Origin of the sequence: Aestuariivivens marinum (assembly GCF_022662175.1) — a bacterium.
Classification (GTDB): Bacteria; Bacteroidota; Bacteroidia; order Flavobacteriales; family Flavobacteriaceae; genus Aestuariivivens; species Aestuariivivens marinum.
In genome coordinates, this window is record NZ_JAKMCR010000001.1 from 393962 (window position 1) to 411711 (window position 17750).

Here is a 17750-nt window from a genome sequence, read left to right on the forward strand (position 1 = left end):
ATACTTAATTTATGCTTCTGTTGTATTTCTCACTTTAGTTTGGTACATCACATTTGGCTTTGTGCCTACGTGTTCCAACAAGTGGTACATACGGTTATCTTCTCTTAATTTTGCAACTTTACTATGCTTGTCGTTAATATCACCAAACACCATAGCACCATTGCTGCATGCTGCAGAACATGCCGTCTGGAATTCACCATCCATAATTTCACGTCCATCACGCTTGGCATCTAAAATAGTCTTTTGTGTTTTTTGGATACACATTGAGCATTTTTCCATGACACCACGAGAACGTACTACTACATCTGGGTTCAATACCATACGCCCTAAATCATCATTCATGTGGTAATCGAACTCATCATTATTACTGTATAGGAACCAGTTGAAACGACGTACTTTATAAGGACAGTTATTGGCACAGTATCTTGTACCTACACAACGGTTGTATGCCATATGGTTTTGTCCCTGACGACCATGTGAGGTTGCCGCAACCGGGCAAACCGTTTCACAAGGTGCGTGGTTACAGTGTTGACACATTACAGGCTGGAAGGCTACTTGAGGGTTCTCTGAAGCACTTTCCATTTCCCCAAACTCACTTAAAGAGCTTCCTAAACCAGAAATATTATCTTTCTTCTGATTATCTCCCTCAAAAGAGTCTTCTGAAGAGTAATATCTATCTATTCTTAACCAGTGCATATCACGGCTACGACGCACTTCAGTTTTACCAACTACAGGCACATTGTTTTCAGAATGACATGCTATAACACATGCACCACAACCAGTACAGGCATTTAAATCGATAGATAAATTGAAATGATGTCCAATAGAACGATCAAATTCATCCCATAAATCAACCTCTGGTGACGTTACAGGCGTTTCTTCATGATTTAAAGACACTACAGGAACAGCATTCCAATATTTTTTATCTTTTGTATTGAAAACTTCTAAGGTAGTCTCCTTAACAATATCGCCACGACCCATCAAGGTATTATGCAACTGCACACAAGCAAATTCATGTTCGCCTCCAACAGCTTCAATAGCAACATCCTGCACATTGTTAAAATCTTGGTACAAAGCATAAGCATTAACCCCTACTTGCATTTCAGCCTTTAAGCCTTTGGTCTTCCCATAACCAAATGCTAATCCTACAGAGCCTTTTGCTTGACCAGGTTGAATAATTACAGGAACTATTATTGGCTCATTTCCAGATATACTAACTTTAGCATAATTACTGTTTAAGGCTCCATTGGCTACATAAGTGTTGGTTAAACCAAGCTCCTTCGCATCCGCATTAGAAACTGTTAAATAGTTATCCCAAGCAGTTCTTGTAATTGGATCTGGGAATTCTTGTAACCATGGGTTATTGGCTTGTTGTCCATCACCCATACCTGTTTTAGTATATAAAGTCAATTCAAGACCAGTAGCAGCTTTTGTTGTAGCTACCAAAGCTTGAGCTGGGTTTGTTGAAGGTGTTTCAACGGCATTGTTTTCAACCACCCCTTCAAGCTCATCAATATCTTCTAGTTCTTTAACTTCAGATACAAATAAACCATCATGTAGGGCTTGGTTAAATGAATTACCGTTAAGAATATCTTCTTCCCAAATGACTTTTATATAATCGTTATAAGAAATATCATTTGAAGTCCATTTCAACAAGGCTTCTTGAAATTGCCTTGTTTCGAATAACGGACGAATAGTAGGCTGCATTAAACCGTAATGTCCGTTTTTAATTTCAACATCGCCCCAAGACTCTAAGTAATGTGGCGCTGCTGCAATGTATTGTGTAAGAGAAGACGTTTCGTCCTCTTTCATTGAAAATGTAATAGAAAGGTCTGTTTGTTTCAAACCTTCAACAAAATCTGAAGCATTTGGTAGCGTATAAACTGGATTAACTCCACTCATAATAACAGCCCCTACTTTTCCTGCTTTCATATCGGCAACTAATTGAGCAACTTCCTTATCGTTTCCTGCTCTAGTTTTTATAGCCGATTTTGTATCAAAAGCTTCGCTAGCTAATGCCTCATTAATTTCGAAAACAGCTATTTGGGCATTTACATCTTGAATACCCGTAACCACAACTCCTTTGCTTCCGGCCTTTTTAAGTTGTGAAGCTGCACTTGCTACAGCAGACTCAATAGCTTCCGGCAATGTAACTGAAACATTTTTACCAGTTACCAAGCTATGTAATTTTGCTAAAGCTAGTTTTTGCTGTGTTGGTGTTAATGGAATACGCTTATCGGCGTTAGCTCCTGTAAGTGACATATTCGATTCAAACTGAATATGGCGTGACATCTTACCATGATCTGGCACTCTGTTTTTAGAATAACCAGAATCAAATCCACCACCCTGCCAATCACCTAAGAAATCAGCTCCAACAGACACTATAGTCATCGCCTTAGAGAAATCGTAATTAGCTAAAGCTCTTTGTTTGTATTTAGCTTGAAAAGCATCTAAAGCAGCTGATTCTGATACGGCATCATATACAACATGTTGTACATTACCATATTCCTCTTTAAAATCTGCAATTAAATTACGAGTAGAAGGGCTGGCAAAAGTTTGTGTTAACAACACAATCTTTTTATTGGTGGCCTTTAGATTATCTAGGGTCTTAACGGTTTCTGCATCAAACTCATCCCAAGTTATTGATTCGCCGCTTTTTTTAGGCCCCTGAACTCTTAGGCTATCGTATAATCCTAAAACAGAAGCATTAACCCTAGCATTGGCACTACCATTGGTTGTGGCTAAAGTGTTATTTTCTATTTTAATAGGACGTCCTTCACGTGTTTTAACCAATATGCTAGCAAAATCAAATCCATCTGCAATTGTAGTCGCATAGTAATTCGCTACACCTGGAATAATCTCGTTAGGTTGAACCACATAAGGAATAGATTTTTTAACAGGACCCTCACAAGCTGCCAACGAAGCTGCAGCTGTACTAAACCCTACATATTTTAAGAAATCGCGTCGTGTAGTAGAAGTAGACTCCAAAGCAGCCTTATCGCCTAAAAATTCATCCGTGGGAATTTCTTCTACAAACTCGTTTTGTTTTAGAGTCTCAACAATAGAGCTATTCTCGTTTAGCTCTTCAACACTTTTCCAGTATTTCTTGTTTGATGACATATTATATAATTGAATTACTTCTTATTAAATTTATTAATAGTGGCATTTTCCACATTCTAAACCACCTTGTTGAGCCACTGTAAGTTTATCTAAACCGTACTTTTTCTTTAATTGCTCATGAATCTTCTCGTAGTAAGCGTTATCTTCTACTTTAATGTTAGTTTCTCTATGACAATTAACACACCATCCCATGGTAAGCGAGGAATGTTGATACATAATTTCCATTTCTTCTACAGGCCCATGACAGGTTTGACACTCCAAACCTGCAACAGAAACGTGCTGTGAGTGATTGAAATACACAAAGTCTGGTAAGTTGTGGATACGCACCCATTTTACAGGTTGTGATTCTCCAGTATACTTTTGATCGGCATCACTCCATCCAGCAGCTGTATATAATTTTTGAATTTCTCCATCATAGAATTCCTTACTATACTCTGGAGAAATTTCTCCTTTATATTCGTAAATAGATTTGTGACAGTTCATACATACATTTAGCGATGGTATCCCCGAAGTTTTACTAACGCGTGCCGAGGAGTGACAATATTTACAATCAATCCCATTATCACCAGCATGAATTTTATGTGAAAAGTGAATTGGTTGTACGGGTTGATAACCTTGATCTACACCAACCTGCATTAAATATCCATACACATAGTAGGCACTAGCCAATAAAAAGAAGATAGCTACTACCAACATTAAAAATTGATTTTGCACAAAAGCTTTCCAAAGTGGTGTTCTTTTAGACTCCTCTGGCAGTTCAATATTTTGGGCTTCAGCAAAACGACGTAACGTTTTGTTTACCAAATACAATCCTAAAGCTAACAAAACAAATAGTATAGCTAAAGCTCCTAAAATAATTTCGTTTGAAACACCTCCTGAAGTACCTGTAGATTGTCCTGAGATTTCCCCTCCAGGGGCAGGTAGAGGTGGTGCCGCCTTTTCTTCAGCCGTATAGGCTAAAATATTATTCAAGTCCTCATCCGACAACTGAGGAAATGCAGTCATAGCAGCTCCACCATACTCATTATAAATTTTGTTCGCATAGGCATCCCCAGATTTGATAATAGCAGGGCTGTTACGAATCCAAGCATAAAGCCATTCCCTATCCAAACCTTCATCATCAGCCAAACGTTGTTCAACAAAACGTAATGCTGGACCAGTCATTTTCTTATCTAAATTATGACAAGCGGCACAGTTTGCATTAAATAGAGCTTTACCTTTTGCAGAATCACCTTCTTGTGCAGAAAGCGTTGTTGTAAATGCGAATAAAACGATTAAGCCAAAACGAACTAAGCTATTGTTTAATTTACGGTAATTTACCTGTATCATATTTTTGGTTAAATTAACTTCTAAACTTTGGTATGATTTTTTCATTGATTGAATAAAAAAAAACACATTTAAAAAAATCTGTCGCAAAAGTAATATTTAAAGTCGATTATAGAAATGTTAGGTATCTGTTAATAGCTAATTTAGAAAAATTCTAAATAACAAAAAGTCCGCATTTTTGTTAATATCGTATACATTTGTATAAATTATCATAAATCATGAAATCACTAACTTATAAAACCTTATTGTTTATTGTTATTACCTGTTGTACTTCAATTAGTTTTATGAACGCTCAACAAGGTCGGATAATCTTAAATCAAGACAGCTCCATAAATGCTTTGCTAGAATTAAAAAAAGAAATGAATAAGAATAGTAATGATTATTATAAAATTCAGATTTATTCGGGAGCAAGAGTAGAAGCTTATCAAGTTCAAAAAGAATTTAATGATGCTTTTTCAGACTGGAAAGCAATAGATGCCTATGAAGAACCTAACTATAAAATTTGGGTTGGTGCTTTTAGAACGCGTTTAGAAGCAGACCGTGCACTTAAACAGATCAAGCAAAAATTTCCCAGTGCTTTTATTTTTAAGCCAAAGAAATAATACATGAATACCTTAATAAAAAAGGGGCTAATTAGCCCCTTTTTTATTGATCACACTTAATCAAATTATTTCAATTTCTTTTTAACCTCAACTTGTTGGAAAGCCTCTATAATATCGCCTTCTTTAATATCGTTGTAGTTTTTAACTTGCATACCGCAATCATAACCTTTGCTTACTTCCTTAACATCATCTTTAAAACGTTTTAAAGAGGTCAATTCTCCAGTAAACACAACTACCCCATCACGAATCAATCGAATACTTGAGTTCCTGTATATTTTACCATTGGTGACCATACATCCTGCAATAGTACCAATTTTTGATATCTTAAAGGTTTCCCTGATTTCTGCAGTACCCGTAATTTCTTCCTTGAGTTCTGGAGAAAGCATTCCTTCCATAGCGTCCTTAAGGTCGTTGATGGCATCATAAATAATTGAGTACGTTCTAATATCTATTTCTTCTTTGTCTGCAATAGTTCTGGCATTACCAACCGGACGCACATTAAATCCTACAATAATAGCATCAGATGCAGACGCTAACAACACATCGCTTTCTGTGATAGCCCCAACACCTTTGTGTAAAATGTTAACTTGGATTTCTTCAGTTGATAATTTTTGGAAAGAATCAGTTAATGCTTCTACAGAACCGTCCACATCTCCTTTAAGAATAATGTTCAACTCCTGGAAATCACCTAAAGCGATACGACGTCCAATTTCGTCCAACGTTATATGACGTTGTGTCCTCACGGATTGCTCGCGTTGCAATTGGGCACGCTTAGCGGCTATTTGCTTCGCTTCGCGCTCATCTTCAAATACATTAAATTTATCTCCTGCTTGTGGTGCACCATCCAATCCTAAAATAGATACTGGTGTTGATGGACCCGCTTCTTTTACATCTTTGCCTCTTTCATCATACATGGCTTTTACCTTACCACTATGTTGACCAGCCAACACATAATCTCCAACACGTAATGATCCTGCCTGTACTAATATGGTAGAAACATAACCACGTCCTTTATCTAAATAGGCTTCAACTACAGTCCCTAAAGCTGGTTTATTAGGGTTGGCTTTCAATTCTAATAATTCGGCTTCCAGCAATACTTTCTCTAAAAGTTCTTTAACACCAGTTCCTACTTTAGCCGAAATATCGTGCGATTGGATTTTACCCCCCCAATCTTCTACCAATAAATTCATGTTGGCTAAGCCTTCTTTAATCTTGTCTGGGTTGGCATCGGGCTTATCAATTTTGTTAATTGCAAAAACAATAGGCACACCTGCCGCTTGAGCATGTGATATCGCCTCCTTAGTTTGTGGCATAATATCATCATCTGCAGCTACAACAATAATAGCTAAATCGGTTACTTGTGCTCCACGAGCTCGCATAGCCGTGAAGGCTTCGTGACCCGGTGTATCCAAAAAAGCTATTTTTTGACCATCTTCCAATTGAACACCATAAGCTCCAATATGTTGGGTTATCCCTCCTGACTCCCCCGCTATTACATTTTCCTCACGTATGTAATCTAAAAGCGATGTTTTTCCATGATCTACGTGACCCATCACGGTGACAATTGGCGCCCTTGGTTTTAAATCTTCGGGCTTATCTTCTATCTCTTCAATTGCTTCTTCTATATCGGCAGTAACAAACTCTACTTTATACCCAAACTCTTCCGCTACAATAGACAAAGTTTCAGCATCCAAACGTTGGTTCATGGTTACCATCATCCCTAGCGACATACATGCTGAAATAATTTGAGTAACGGGGACATCCATCATGGTTGCAACCTCACTAGCCGTTACAAACTCGGTAACCTTTAGAATTTTACTTTCTGCTGCTTGTTGTTCTTGGTCAAGTTGCGATTGTTCCCTGTGCTGATCTCGCTTATCCCTTCTATATTTAGCCCCTTTACCTTTAGCTGATTTTCCTTGAAGTTTTTCAAGTGTTTCACGTACTTGTTTTTTTACATCCTCTTCACTAGGTTCTTCTTTTACAACATTTCTACGGCCTTGTCCTTGTTTCCCTTTAAACCTTCCTCCGCTAGGTCGATCTTCTCTAGGGCCAGTACCCCTATTTTCATTTGGGCCAGCTGCTTTACTTATACGGCGACGTTTCTTTTTATTTTTTGAATCTTCCTTACTCTCCTTTTTATCTTCCTTCTTTTTCTTTGGCTTATTAAACTGAGATAAGTCTATTTTATCACCTGCAATTTTCGGCCCTGTAAGTTTTTGGTATTTCGTTTCAACCTTTTCTTCCGCAACTGGAGCTTCATCAACTGGAGGCGTCTTAACTTTAGACTTTGGAGGGACCTCTTTTTTAGTTTCCTTTACAGCAACTTTTACTGGCACCTCTTCTTTTGGGGCAGCTTTTTTTACTTCTTCCTTGATTGGCTCGATAACCTCTTCTTTTGGGGCAGCTTTTTTTACTTCTTCCTTCTTAGGATTCAAATCTATTTTACCAACCTGCTTAGGGCCAGAAAGTGTTTTGGTCGCTCTTACAACCTCTTCTTTTTTGGCTAATTCTTTTTGCTTTTCTTCCAGTTCACGCTCACGTTGCTCTCGCAGCAAATCTTTTTCTTTTTGTTTAGCCTCACTAACTTCTTGGGACGCCATTTTTTTGTTGGCGTCGGTTTCAAATTCATTGGAAAGAATTTGATAAACCGCTTCAGAAATTTTTGTTGTGGGACGCTTTTCTATTTCCACACCTTTAGAATCCAAAAATTCTACAGCGCGGTCCAAAGAAATATTAAGCTCGCGTAATACTTTATTTAATCTAATTGTTTCAGCCATAAATTGCCTTTAAAATACTCAAATATATCTATTATACTGTTTCAATCATAGATTGAACAGCCTTTTTAATCTTCAAACTCTTCTTTTAAAATTCTAATAACTTCCTTAATGGTCTCTTCTTCTAGATCTGTTCTTTTTACTAAATCATCGACATCTTGTTCTAAAACACTTTTTGCCGTGTCCAATCCTGCTTTACTAAACTCTTCGATGATCCAAGTATCGATTTCATCAGAAAATTCACTTAATTCAACATCTTCTTCTGCCCCTTCTCTAAACACATCAATCTCATAACCTGTTAACTGACCGGCCAACCTAATGTTGTGTCCGCCACGACCAATAGCCTTGCTAACTTCCTCTGGTTTTAAAATCACCTCAGCTCGTTTGGTTTCCTCATCAATCTTAATAGAAGTTACACGAGCCGGACTTAATGCTCTTGTAATAAATAACTGAAGATTATTGGTATAATTAATTACATCGATATTTTCGTTACCCAATTCACGTACTATACCATGAATTCTAGACCCTTTCATCCCAACACAGGCTCCCACGGGGTCAATTCTATCATCGTATGAATCTACCGCTACTTTTGCTTTTTCACCTGGAATCCTTACTACATTTTTAATGGTAATAAGCCCATCGAAAACTTCAGGAATTTCCTGTTCAAACAACTTCTCTAAGAATATTGGAGACGTTCTGGACATGATAATAGCTGGTTTTGCTCCCTTAAGCTCCACACTTTCTATAATGCCACGAACATTATCGCCTTTTCTAAAGAAATCAGACGGAATTTGTTTATCCTTTGGCAATACAATTTCGTTGCCTTCATCGTCCAATAAAATCACAGCTCTATGACGTATATGATGTACTTCAGCCGTATAAATCTCGCCTACTAAATCCTTAAATTGCTTATAAATTATGGTATTGTCGTGCTCGTGAATTTTAGAGATTAGGTTTTGACGTAAAGCTAAAATAGCACGTCTTCCCAAATCAATTAATTTTACTTCTTCAGACACGTCTTCACCTACTTCAAAATCGGGCTCAATCTTACGGGCTTCAGATAATGATATTTCTTGGTTAGGATCTTCAACTTCACCATCGGCAACCACAATCCTGTTTCTCCAAATTTCTAAATCCCCTTTATCTGGGTTTACAATGATATCGAAATTATCATCATCACCATATTTCTTCTTTAAGGCACTTCTAAAAACATCTTCCAAGATGGCCATTAAGGTTACACGATCTATTAATTTATCGTCTTTAAATTCTGAAAAAGACTCAATTAACGCAACATTTTCCATAACGCTTTACTAAATTAAAATTTAATCATAACTTTTGCTTCTACAATATCTTCATAAGCAATACTTGCTTGCTTTTTTACAGTTACTTTACCTTTACCAATGGTTTTAGGCTCCCTAACTTTCCACTCTAATGTAATATGTTCATCGGTTGCACCAGTTAAAGTACCTTCAATGGTATTATCAGCGGTCTTTAACTTAAGTGTTCGGTTAACATGTTTTTTATACTGTCTTTTGTCAACTAAGGGCGATGCTGCTCCAGCCGACATAACTTCTAGCGAAAAATCCTGTTCCTCACGATCTAAATTATGTTCAATCGCACGGCTTATAAACATACAATCCTCAACAGTTACACCTTGATCGCCATCAATAATAATTTTAATCTTATTATCGCTTGAAATGGTAAAATCAATAAGGAACAAATCGTTCCTTTCTATCAATGCTTTATTCAATAAATCTTCAACCGCAGTATTAAACATTTTTCAGTATAAAAAGAGGGGACTTCCCGTCCCCTCAATATTTAATTTTTCCTTTCAACGCTGCAAATATATAATATTTTAATTAATTATTATACAGATTACAAACGAAATAAAAAATCCCTACACAAAATACGAATTGGTACATTCAGTTTACGTCGGCATTTTCTTCGAAAATCTCAGCACATCTCCAGGCCCACCTCGACTTGCTCAGCATAAACTCATTGCCCATTAATCTTTTGCTATAAAAAAAAGTCCCAACCTTTTTCAAGATCGGGACTGTCAATTTAAGTTGGCCTACTAGGGCTCGAACCTAGACTCTTCTGGACCAAAACCAGACGTGTTGCCAGTTACACCATAGGCCAATACCTATTTGAGGGTGCAAATTTAGCACAAAGTTTTATTTGCACAAGATTTTTTAGTAAAAATAATCGCAAAAACTTAACGTTTACTTAAATATACTTGTAATAGCATATTTATTGTTAAATTCGCCTTGCCAAAAAACATAGATATTTATGACATCATTCAACTTTAAAAAATGGAACACCATTTTAGGTTGGCTTTCTTTTTTAATAGCACTTATTACCTATAGTCTTACCGTAGAGCCCACTGTTAGTTTTTGGGATGCTGGCGAGTACATCCTAACCTCATCTAAACTTCAAGTAGGACACCCTCCTGGAGCTCCTTTGTTTCAAATGTTGGGCGCATTTTTTTCCATCTTTACCTTTGGTAATAATGAACTTATAGGTTGGATGATGAACATGATGAGTGCTGTTGCAAGTGCCTTTACCATATTATTTATGTTTTGGACCATTACCCTTTTACTAAAAAAAATAGTGTCTGCTGATAATAATTTGAATAAACAACAAAGCATGGCTGTTTTAGGAAGTGGATTAGTAGGTAGCTTAGCTTTTACCTTTACCGATTCGTTTTGGTTTAATGCTGTAGAAACTGAAGTGTACGCCATGGCAACCTTAATCATGTCAGTTTTATTTTGGTTAGCCTTACGTTGGGAACAGGATATGGATAAACCAAGGGGTAATAGATGGCTTATTTTAATTGCCTTTATTATTGGACTTTCTTTTGGTGTTCACTTTATGGGGCTATTAACCATACCTGCTATTGGACTTATATATTACTTTAAAAATTACAAAACCATTACGGTAAAAAATTTTATTATAGCCAATGCCCTGGCAATAGCCATTCTACTATTTATTTTTAAATTATTAGCTCCAAATATTCTTAAGTTTTTTAGTGCTTCAGAATTGTTTTTCGTAAACTCTATTGGGCTTCCATTCAATTCAGGATCTATTATTGCAGGAGTTGTTTTAGTGGGTGCCATACACTATGTCTTAAAATACACCAGAAAGAAGCATTACATTCATTTAAACACAGGTGTCTTATGTTTAACCTTTGTTATCATTGGATTTTCCACCTGGTTAATGCTACCCATTCGAGCGAACGCCAATGTCGTGATTAATGAAAATAATCCGTCGAGTGCCCGTGAACTTTTAGCCTATTACAACTTAGAGCAATACCCTGAAACCCATTTGTTTTATGGTCCTTTATTTTCTGACCAATACGCCTATCTAGATGAAAAAAATCCCTATATAGATGAGAAGCCCAAATATGAGAAAGATGAAGAAAAAGGTGAGTATGTTATTGTAAACGACTATAAAAATGCCAAGCAAAATTACAACTCCAAACATGCGGCGATTTTACCTCGTATGTGGAGCCCCGAACATGCCGAAAATTATATGATGTTTTCTGGATTTTTAGATTTTAAGGTGAATACCCTTAGTGTTCAGAACCGATTTTATAATATGGCCATGAATGCGGGAGCCAGTGAGGAAGAAGCCAATAATTTTGCACTTAATCAATTAATAGAATACAAATCCCAAATCAATGATTTTAAAAACCAAGTGGCCCAAGGTAGTGTGGATTTTGAAGATTACAACAACTTTCTTAAAAAGGAAAAAAGCCTATTAGATATAGAAAAACCATCCTTAGGCAGTAACATCGCTTATATGCTGGAATACCAATTGGGCTACATGTATTGGCGTTACTTTATGTGGAATTTCACAGGGAGGCAGGACGATATTCAAGGACGATACGACAATCATGGTAATTGGATAAGTGGCATAAAACCCATTGACGAATGGCACTTGGGTGTATCCCAAGATAATTTGCCAAGTGACGTAAAAAACAATAAAGGCAGAAACACCTATTATTTCCTACCCCTTATTTTAGGCCTTATTGGTTTTTTCTTTTTGTTCAACAAAGACAAAAAACTGTTTTGGGTCATGCTGGTCTTTTTCCTGTTTACAGGACTCGCCATACAGTTTTATACCAATGTACGTCCGTTTGAACCACGCGAACGGGATTATTCCGTAGTAGGGTCGTTTTACGTGTTTGCACTTTGGATTGGTTTTGGGGTATATGCACTTTACGATACATTTAAAAAATACCTTTCAGAAAAACTCACTGCTCCCATTGTAACGATAGCTTGTCTTATTTTAGTACCTGGCATTTTAGTGGCCAATAATTGGGACGACCATGACCGATCTGGAAAATACACAGCGAATTCCATGGCCAAAAAATATCTGGATTCCTGTGCGGAAAATGCCATATTATTTACCATTGGCGACAACGACACCTTTGCCTTATGGTACGCCCAAGAAATTGAAGGTTACCGAACCGATGTGCGTTTGGTAAACACTAGTTTATTCCAAACTGATTGGTATATCGATCAAATGAAACGTAAGGCCTATGAAAGTGATCCGGTTCCTTCACAATTAACACATGAAGATTATAGGTACGGTACTAACGAGTACGTTATTATTGAAGATGTTATTAATGATACATTAGACATAAAAGAAGTTTTGAATTTTATAGCCAGCGATAACCCAAGGACAAAATATAAATATTTATTGCAACAAGAAGGCGTAGATCTGTCCCAAATGCGAAGTCAGGATTTAAACGCCAACTATGTGCCTACATCGTTCCTTAAGTTATCGGTAAACAAAGCCAATGCTTTAAAAAGTGGTATTGTAAACCCTAAAGATGCCAATAAAATGGTTGATACTATGTATCTTAAATTAAGTGGTGGCGCCCTATACAAAAACCGTCTTTTAATGTTAGATATTGTTGCTAATAACGATTGGAAACGTCCTATTTATTTTACGGGTGGCGCGTTTGGTGATGATGACTACATTTGGATGAAAAACTATCTGCAGTTGGATGGGATGTGTTACAAATTAGTTCCTATACGGACACCTATCGATAAGGCCAATCCGTTTGACATGGGCCGTGTAGATGCTGAGCTTATGTATGAAAAAGTAAGGGATTGGGATTGGGGCAATAGTGGTAGCCCAGAGATCTATCACGATCCGGAAACCCGTAAAAACTCCATTACCTATCGCAGTAATTTGGCTCGTTTAATAGAACAACTAATCAATGAGGAGCAATTGGACAAAGCCGAAGAAATTGCTGATATAGCCATGAAAAATATGCCTGTAGAATATTATGGCTATTATACACTATTAGAACCTTACATTAGTGCTTACTACGAAGTGGGCGCTCAAGACAAGGCTCAGCAATTATTTAAGGATGTTTCAAAAAAATATCAAGAAAACTTAACCTATTACAGTAGCCTAAAAGTTGAAAACCAAGAGCGCTTGTTTGAAGATATTTACACCGATATACAGCGTTATAAAGGACTTGTAGATGTGTTGGTAAAACATGATCCTGAATTTGCCGAAACCGAGGGAGACATATTCAACAACCACTTAAGTCTGTTTAAATACTTTTTAGGAAACGATGAACCTGAAGTTGATGAACCACAAATGGATACTGATTTTCCAGCATCGGATAGTTTGCCTATTATCGATACGACTAAATAGATTATTATGTTATTCGTTTATGGTTATTAGGCAAAAAGCTACTTTATAGTAAGCCTAATAAATATTAACCTGTAACTATAAACTATTCAATCATCATGGGGTTAGCACCAGTTAAAATACCTTTTGTAGTAAAAAAAATGTTTCCTAATTATATATGGAGCATACCTACTAACAAAAAAACTCTGTACCTTACTTTTGATGATGGACCCACACCCGAAATCACACAATGGACACTCAATACCTTAAAAACTTTTAATGCTAAGGCCACCTTTTTTTGTATTGGGAGCAATATTGAAAAACACCCTAATATTTTTCAGAATATTCTAAACGAAGGGCATAGTATTGGCAATCATACACACAACCATTTAAAAGGTTGGAACACCAAAACAAAAACTTATTTAGAAAATGTTGAATTGTGCCAAGCCGTTTTGAAATCACAAATTACAAATTCATCAATCTACAATCTCTTCCGTCCGCCTTACGGTAAAATGAAGCCTAAACAAGGTAAAGCCTTGCTCAATTTAAAATTTAAAATAGTGATGTGGGATGTTTTATCCTTCGATTGGGACAAAACTGTTACCAAAGAAGATTGTTTAAATAATATTATCTCTAAAGCGACTGATGGGAGTATTATTGTATTTCATGACAGTGTAAAAGCAGCTAAAAATATGCAATATGCCCTACCTAAGGTCTTAGAACATTTTAGTGAAAGTGGCTATGAATTTAAGGCTATTGACTAAAACCATATCCTATATCAAAAAAGCTGTGTATGTTATCAATCTAAACGATAAATTTCCATGACGTTTTCCATGATTTCAGAAAAATCAATCTTCAAGTCAATTAACTTTCCCGAGTGGATATCAAATACCCAACCATGGACAGTAATTCCCCTATCACGATAAGCCCGTTGCACTTCGGCTGTTTTAATCACATTGATACACTGTTCTTGAACATTTAATTCAACAAGCCTTTTGTAGCGTTGGTCTTCGTCTTTAATATCGTTCAGTTCTTTCCTATGGGTTCGGTAAACGTCCCTAATGTTCCTTAGCCAAGGATTAAGTATGCCCAAGTCCTGAGATTGCATGGCCGCCTTAACACCACCACAATAATAATGCCCACATACCACAATGTGTTTCACCTTTAAATGCAACGCAGCATAATCTATTACCGACATGGCACTTAAATCTGTATTAGGCACCATATTAGCTATATTTCTATGCACAAACACCTCTCCTGGGGCAACTCCCATTAATTCCTCTGCAGTTACTCTACTATCTGAGCAACCTATATACAGAATATCAGGATTTTGCCCTTTTGATAAGTTGCTAAAGTAGTTGGGGTCTATCCTTAACTTATCTTGAACCCATTCTTTGTTTTTTTCGAAAATGTATATAATATCCATTTTTATTTTCCTTTATGGTAAAGTCGATAATACCTATTTTATCAAAATACTGAATCATGCCTTTCAATTATTGTTTTCTTCAATAGTTTTAAGGACGATTTCAACTCTAAACTATAAATGTTAGATATACTGCTGAATGATGGCTATAAGTGAATTGGCATCCTGCTCTCCACTTTGACGCCATTTCATTTCTCCATCTTTGTAGATTATTAGTGTAGGTAGTCCTTTAACTCGAAGAGCTTCAGCAAGTTCTTCATTTTTTTCAACATCAATTTTAATAACTTTGGCTTTATCGCCTAGAGCAGCGGCTACATCCCTTAGTACGGCATGCATTGTAGTGGATTGTTCGTTCCATTCGGTGTAAAAGTCCAATAATACAGGAACTTCTACATCAATTAGTTCGCCAAATTTTGACATAAGTATGTGTTTAATAGTCAGATGTACTTATACAAACCTACGCATTTTTTTAATACGACAACTTTTTGGGCAGTATAAGCTTTTAAAACCTAATATTATAGGTCTAAATTTAAGAAATTTACCTACATATACAACAGTTAGCAATGCCATTATGTATTGGCAATTCCTTTTTTAAGTTCAATAACCGTAATTTCTGGCCAAATACCAACGCGACCAGGAAAAGCTAAATAACCAAAACCTCTATTAACATTAATGTATTGCCCCATATCTTCATAAATCCCAGCCCAGTGCTTATAACGCCATTTTACAGGACTCCATTTAAACCAGCCCGGTATTTCAATTCCAAACTGCATGCCATGTGTATGGCCGCTTAAAGTAAGGTGGTAATGGTAATCGTCTTTAATTACTTCTTGTCCCCAATGAGATGGGTCATGGCTCATTAATATTTTAAAGTCTTTTTTATCGATATCTTGGGAGGCTTTTTTTAAATCGCCCGCCTTTTTAAAACCACCTGCACCCCAATTTTCAACACCAATCAATGCAATGCGTTCGCCATCTTTTTCCAAAAAGCGGCTTTCATTCAACAACAAATCAAACCCAATCTCCTTTTGAAGGCGTTTTAAATCTTCCAAATTTTTGGTTTTAGCATCAGTGGACTCCCATTGTATATAATCTCCATAATCATGGTTTCCCAAAACAGAATAGAGCCCATCTTTGGCTTTTAACCTATTAAATACCTTCACATAAGGTAATAACTCATCAGTTTTATTATTAACAATATCACCAGTAAATAGAATTACATCACTTCCCTGTTTATTAATTAAATCTACGCCATATTTTACCTTATCCATATTATCGAAGCTCCCTGAATGGATATCACTTATTTGGGTTATCCTATAGCCATCGAAAGCCTGAGGTAAATCTTCGAAGTACAACGTATGTTTCAATACCTTATAATTATACTTGCCTATATAAATTCCATAGAGAACAGAGGTAAATGGTATGGCCGCAATGCCTAATGCTATTTGACTAATAAACTGCCGACGGGACGGTAAATAATTTCCTTTTGCGGTTTCACCTTCAGTAAAAAAACGATAAATGGCCAATGGCATCCTAAAAATATCCTCACTTAACATTAGTATAAGCAAGAACATTTTAGGTATTAAAATGGCTATAAAAAACCCAAAGGCATAACCATGTGCATGTGTAAAGCCATCACGTCGATTAAAGCCATAGTAGTAAAGTACAAAATTACCTATTACAATTATTGAAACGGCCCAATAAACTATGTTAAGCCATTGACTTTTATTTACCGTTTTAAACGCCTGATAAGCATAGATATCTATTATACCAAAAATGATTATGAAAATAGCCCAACGTAGCATAAATCCTTTTTTAATCAAAGATACAGCATTTAAAAACACAAGTTTAGCTGCATCCTTATATTTAACGATACATTAAGATTTTAATTATAGCTTGAATTATGGTTTGGAAGTATAAAGTAAATCTATTATCAAGAAACATAAACTCAATTAAAGTGAATTCCCAATAAGTGTTACGCAACAACTAATTTCTATAGGCAATATCAAGTAGCAGGTGACTGTATTCGGTTTAACAGTCCTAAATCTAAACTTTACCAATAATCCCTAAAATATCTTCAATGATTTTTATACTGGAATACGATATTATGGTTTCATCAAAAAATTTATCACTATTCATAGGTACTGTTGGTCGTTGGTTAACCACCCTGATACTTGTAGCAGACACATGGATTTCTGAAAAGCCTTTTTGCTTAAACAAGACTGCATTATTAGGTTTAATACCTCCCCCAGGAAGTATCTCCAAGGTGTCTTTTGCTCTTGTTTTTAATTCGGAAAGCAAATCAATACCCTGTTCTGCTGTCGCCTGTTGTCCTGAAGTAAGCACCCGATCAACCCCAATTTTTATTAATTGCTGTAGAGCTTCCTTTGGATTTGGCACCCAATCGAACGCTCGGTGAAAGGTAAAATCCAATGGTTTAGCACATTCAACAAGCGCTTTGGTACGCTCCACATCGATAGTATTATCGGTATTTAAAACTCCAGAAACGACACCCATACAACCCAAACCCTTACACATTTCTATATCTTGTTTTATAATGTCGATTTCGGCATCGGTATAAGTAAAATTACCACTCCTAGGCCGTACCAATATAAATACGGGAATTGACAAAGCGCTTACCACTTGTTTAATTAGTCCGTAAGATGGCGTAATACCCCCAACTGCTAGCTCTGAACATAACTCGATACGATGCGCTCCTGCCCGTTGGGCATTAATAGCCGATTGATAAGAATTGGCACAAACTTCTAGAATCATTTTTGTTTTTTATTAAATATGCCAAATTCCGAATTATTAACCACAAATCAAAAATAGTTTTTGTAGTTTTGGTTA

General features: G+C 36.4%; 12 protein-coding genes and 1 tRNA gene. 3 read left to right on the top strand and 10 right to left on the bottom strand.

Features of this window, described 5'->3' with window-relative positions:
- Positions 1-9: 9 nt before the first annotated feature.
- Positions 10-3120, bottom strand: coding sequence for a TAT-variant-translocated molybdopterin oxidoreductase (locus tag MR053_RS01655; RefSeq protein WP_242130758.1), 3111 nt, complete (start codon positions 3118-3120; stop codon positions 10-12).
- A 33-nt stretch (positions 3121-3153) separates the two neighbouring features.
- A complete protein-coding gene (locus MR053_RS01660; protein WP_242131772.1) occupies positions 3154-4449 on the bottom strand; it encodes a cytochrome c3 family protein in 1296 nt (431 codons plus the stop codon).
- 215 nt (positions 4450-4664) lie between these two features.
- Between MR053_RS01660 and MR053_RS01665 the strand changes: the two genes are divergently transcribed.
- Positions 4665-5048 carry an SPOR domain-containing protein gene (locus MR053_RS01665; RefSeq protein ID WP_242130759.1) on the top strand — a complete coding sequence of 128 codons (384 nt, stop codon included), beginning with the start codon at positions 4665-4667 and terminating at the stop codon, positions 5046-5048.
- 65 nt (positions 5049-5113) lie between these two features.
- Here MR053_RS01665 and infB read toward each other — a convergent pair whose 3' ends face one another.
- The 4 genes from infB to MR053_RS01685 form a co-directional block, all read right to left on the bottom strand.
- Complete coding sequence (infB, locus tag MR053_RS01670) at positions 5114-7828, bottom strand: translation initiation factor IF-2 (protein ID WP_242130760.1); 2715 nt, start codon at positions 7826-7828, stop codon at positions 5114-5116.
- A gap of 65 nt (positions 7829-7893) precedes the next feature.
- Positions 7894-9126: a transcription termination factor NusA gene (gene nusA, locus MR053_RS01675; protein WP_242130761.1), complete on the bottom strand. Its 1233-nt coding sequence runs from the start codon at positions 9124-9126 to the stop codon at positions 7894-7896.
- A gap of 14 nt (positions 9127-9140) precedes the next feature.
- Positions 9141-9602, bottom strand: a complete 462-nt coding sequence (gene rimP / locus MR053_RS01680; protein WP_242130762.1) for a ribosome assembly cofactor RimP — start codon at positions 9600-9602, stop codon at positions 9141-9143.
- 289 nt (positions 9603-9891) lie between these two features.
- Positions 9892-9964, bottom strand: a tRNA-Gln gene (locus MR053_RS01685).
- A 150-nt stretch (positions 9965-10114) separates the two neighbouring features.
- On the opposite strand from MR053_RS01685, the gene MR053_RS01690 reads away from it, so the two are divergent.
- A complete protein-coding gene (locus MR053_RS01690) occupies positions 10115-13501 on the top strand; it encodes a glycosyltransferase family 117 protein (RefSeq protein WP_242130763.1) in 3387 nt (1128 codons plus the stop codon).
- Positions 13502-13596: 95 nt separating this feature from the next.
- On the top strand, positions 13597-14241 hold the full coding sequence (locus MR053_RS01695) for a polysaccharide deacetylase family protein (RefSeq protein WP_242130764.1): 645 nt from the start codon (positions 13597-13599) through the stop codon (positions 14239-14241).
- A gap of 35 nt (positions 14242-14276) precedes the next feature.
- Here the strand turns inward: MR053_RS01695 and MR053_RS01700 are convergent, their stop codons facing one another.
- From MR053_RS01700 to MR053_RS01715, 4 genes are all read right to left on the bottom strand, one after another.
- Positions 14277-14903, bottom strand: coding sequence for a carbonic anhydrase (locus tag MR053_RS01700; protein ID WP_242130765.1), 627 nt, complete (start codon positions 14901-14903; stop codon positions 14277-14279).
- A gap of 120 nt (positions 14904-15023) precedes the next feature.
- Positions 15024-15320, bottom strand: coding sequence for a thioredoxin family protein (locus MR053_RS01705; RefSeq protein ID WP_223551455.1), 297 nt, complete (start codon positions 15318-15320; stop codon positions 15024-15026).
- A gap of 149 nt (positions 15321-15469) precedes the next feature.
- Positions 15470-16705 carry a metallophosphoesterase gene (locus tag MR053_RS01710; protein WP_242131773.1) on the bottom strand — a complete coding sequence of 412 codons (1236 nt, stop codon included), beginning with the start codon at positions 16703-16705 and terminating at the stop codon, positions 15470-15472.
- Positions 16706-16946: 241 nt separating this feature from the next.
- Positions 16947-17675 (bottom strand): copper homeostasis protein CutC, encoded by a 729-nt coding sequence (locus MR053_RS01715; RefSeq protein ID WP_242130766.1) that lies wholly within the window; start codon positions 17673-17675, stop codon positions 16947-16949.
- Positions 17676-17750: the final 75 nt, after the last annotated feature.

Bases quoted from the DNA above. Each gene is read 5' to 3' on its own strand.
- infB (WP_242130760.1), bottom strand. From the start codon at position 7,828: ATGGCTGAAACAATTAGATTAAATAAAGTATTACGCGAGCTTAATATT.
- nusA (WP_242130761.1), bottom strand. From the start codon at position 9,126: ATGGAAAATGTTGCGTTAATTGAGTCTTTTTCAGAATTTAAAGACGAT.
- MR053_RS01660 (WP_242131772.1), bottom strand. From the start codon at position 4,449: ATGATACAGGTAAATTACCGTAAATTAAACAATAGCTTAGTTCGTTTT.
- MR053_RS01690 (WP_242130763.1), top strand. From the start codon at position 10,115: ATGACATCATTCAACTTTAAAAAATGGAACACCATTTTAGGTTGGCTT.
- MR053_RS01695 (WP_242130764.1), top strand. From the start codon at position 13,597: ATGGGGTTAGCACCAGTTAAAATACCTTTTGTAGTAAAAAAAATGTTT.
- MR053_RS01655 (WP_242130758.1), bottom strand. From the start codon at position 3,120: ATGTCATCAAACAAGAAATACTGGAAAAGTGTTGAAGAGCTAAACGAG.
- MR053_RS01700 (WP_242130765.1), bottom strand. From the start codon at position 14,903: ATGGATATTATATACATTTTCGAAAAAAACAAAGAATGGGTTCAAGAT.
- MR053_RS01705 (WP_223551455.1), bottom strand. From the start codon at position 15,320: ATGTCAAAATTTGGCGAACTAATTGATGTAGAAGTTCCTGTATTATTG.
- MR053_RS01715 (WP_242130766.1), bottom strand. From the start codon at position 17,675: ATGATTCTAGAAGTTTGTGCCAATTCTTATCAATCGGCTATTAATGCC.
- MR053_RS01710 (WP_242131773.1), bottom strand. From the start codon at position 16,705: ATGCTACGTTGGGCTATTTTCATAATCATTTTTGGTATAATAGATATC.
- MR053_RS01665 (WP_242130759.1), top strand. From the start codon at position 4,665: ATGAAATCACTAACTTATAAAACCTTATTGTTTATTGTTATTACCTGT.
- rimP (WP_242130762.1), bottom strand. From the start codon at position 9,602: ATGTTTAATACTGCGGTTGAAGATTTATTGAATAAAGCATTGATAGAA.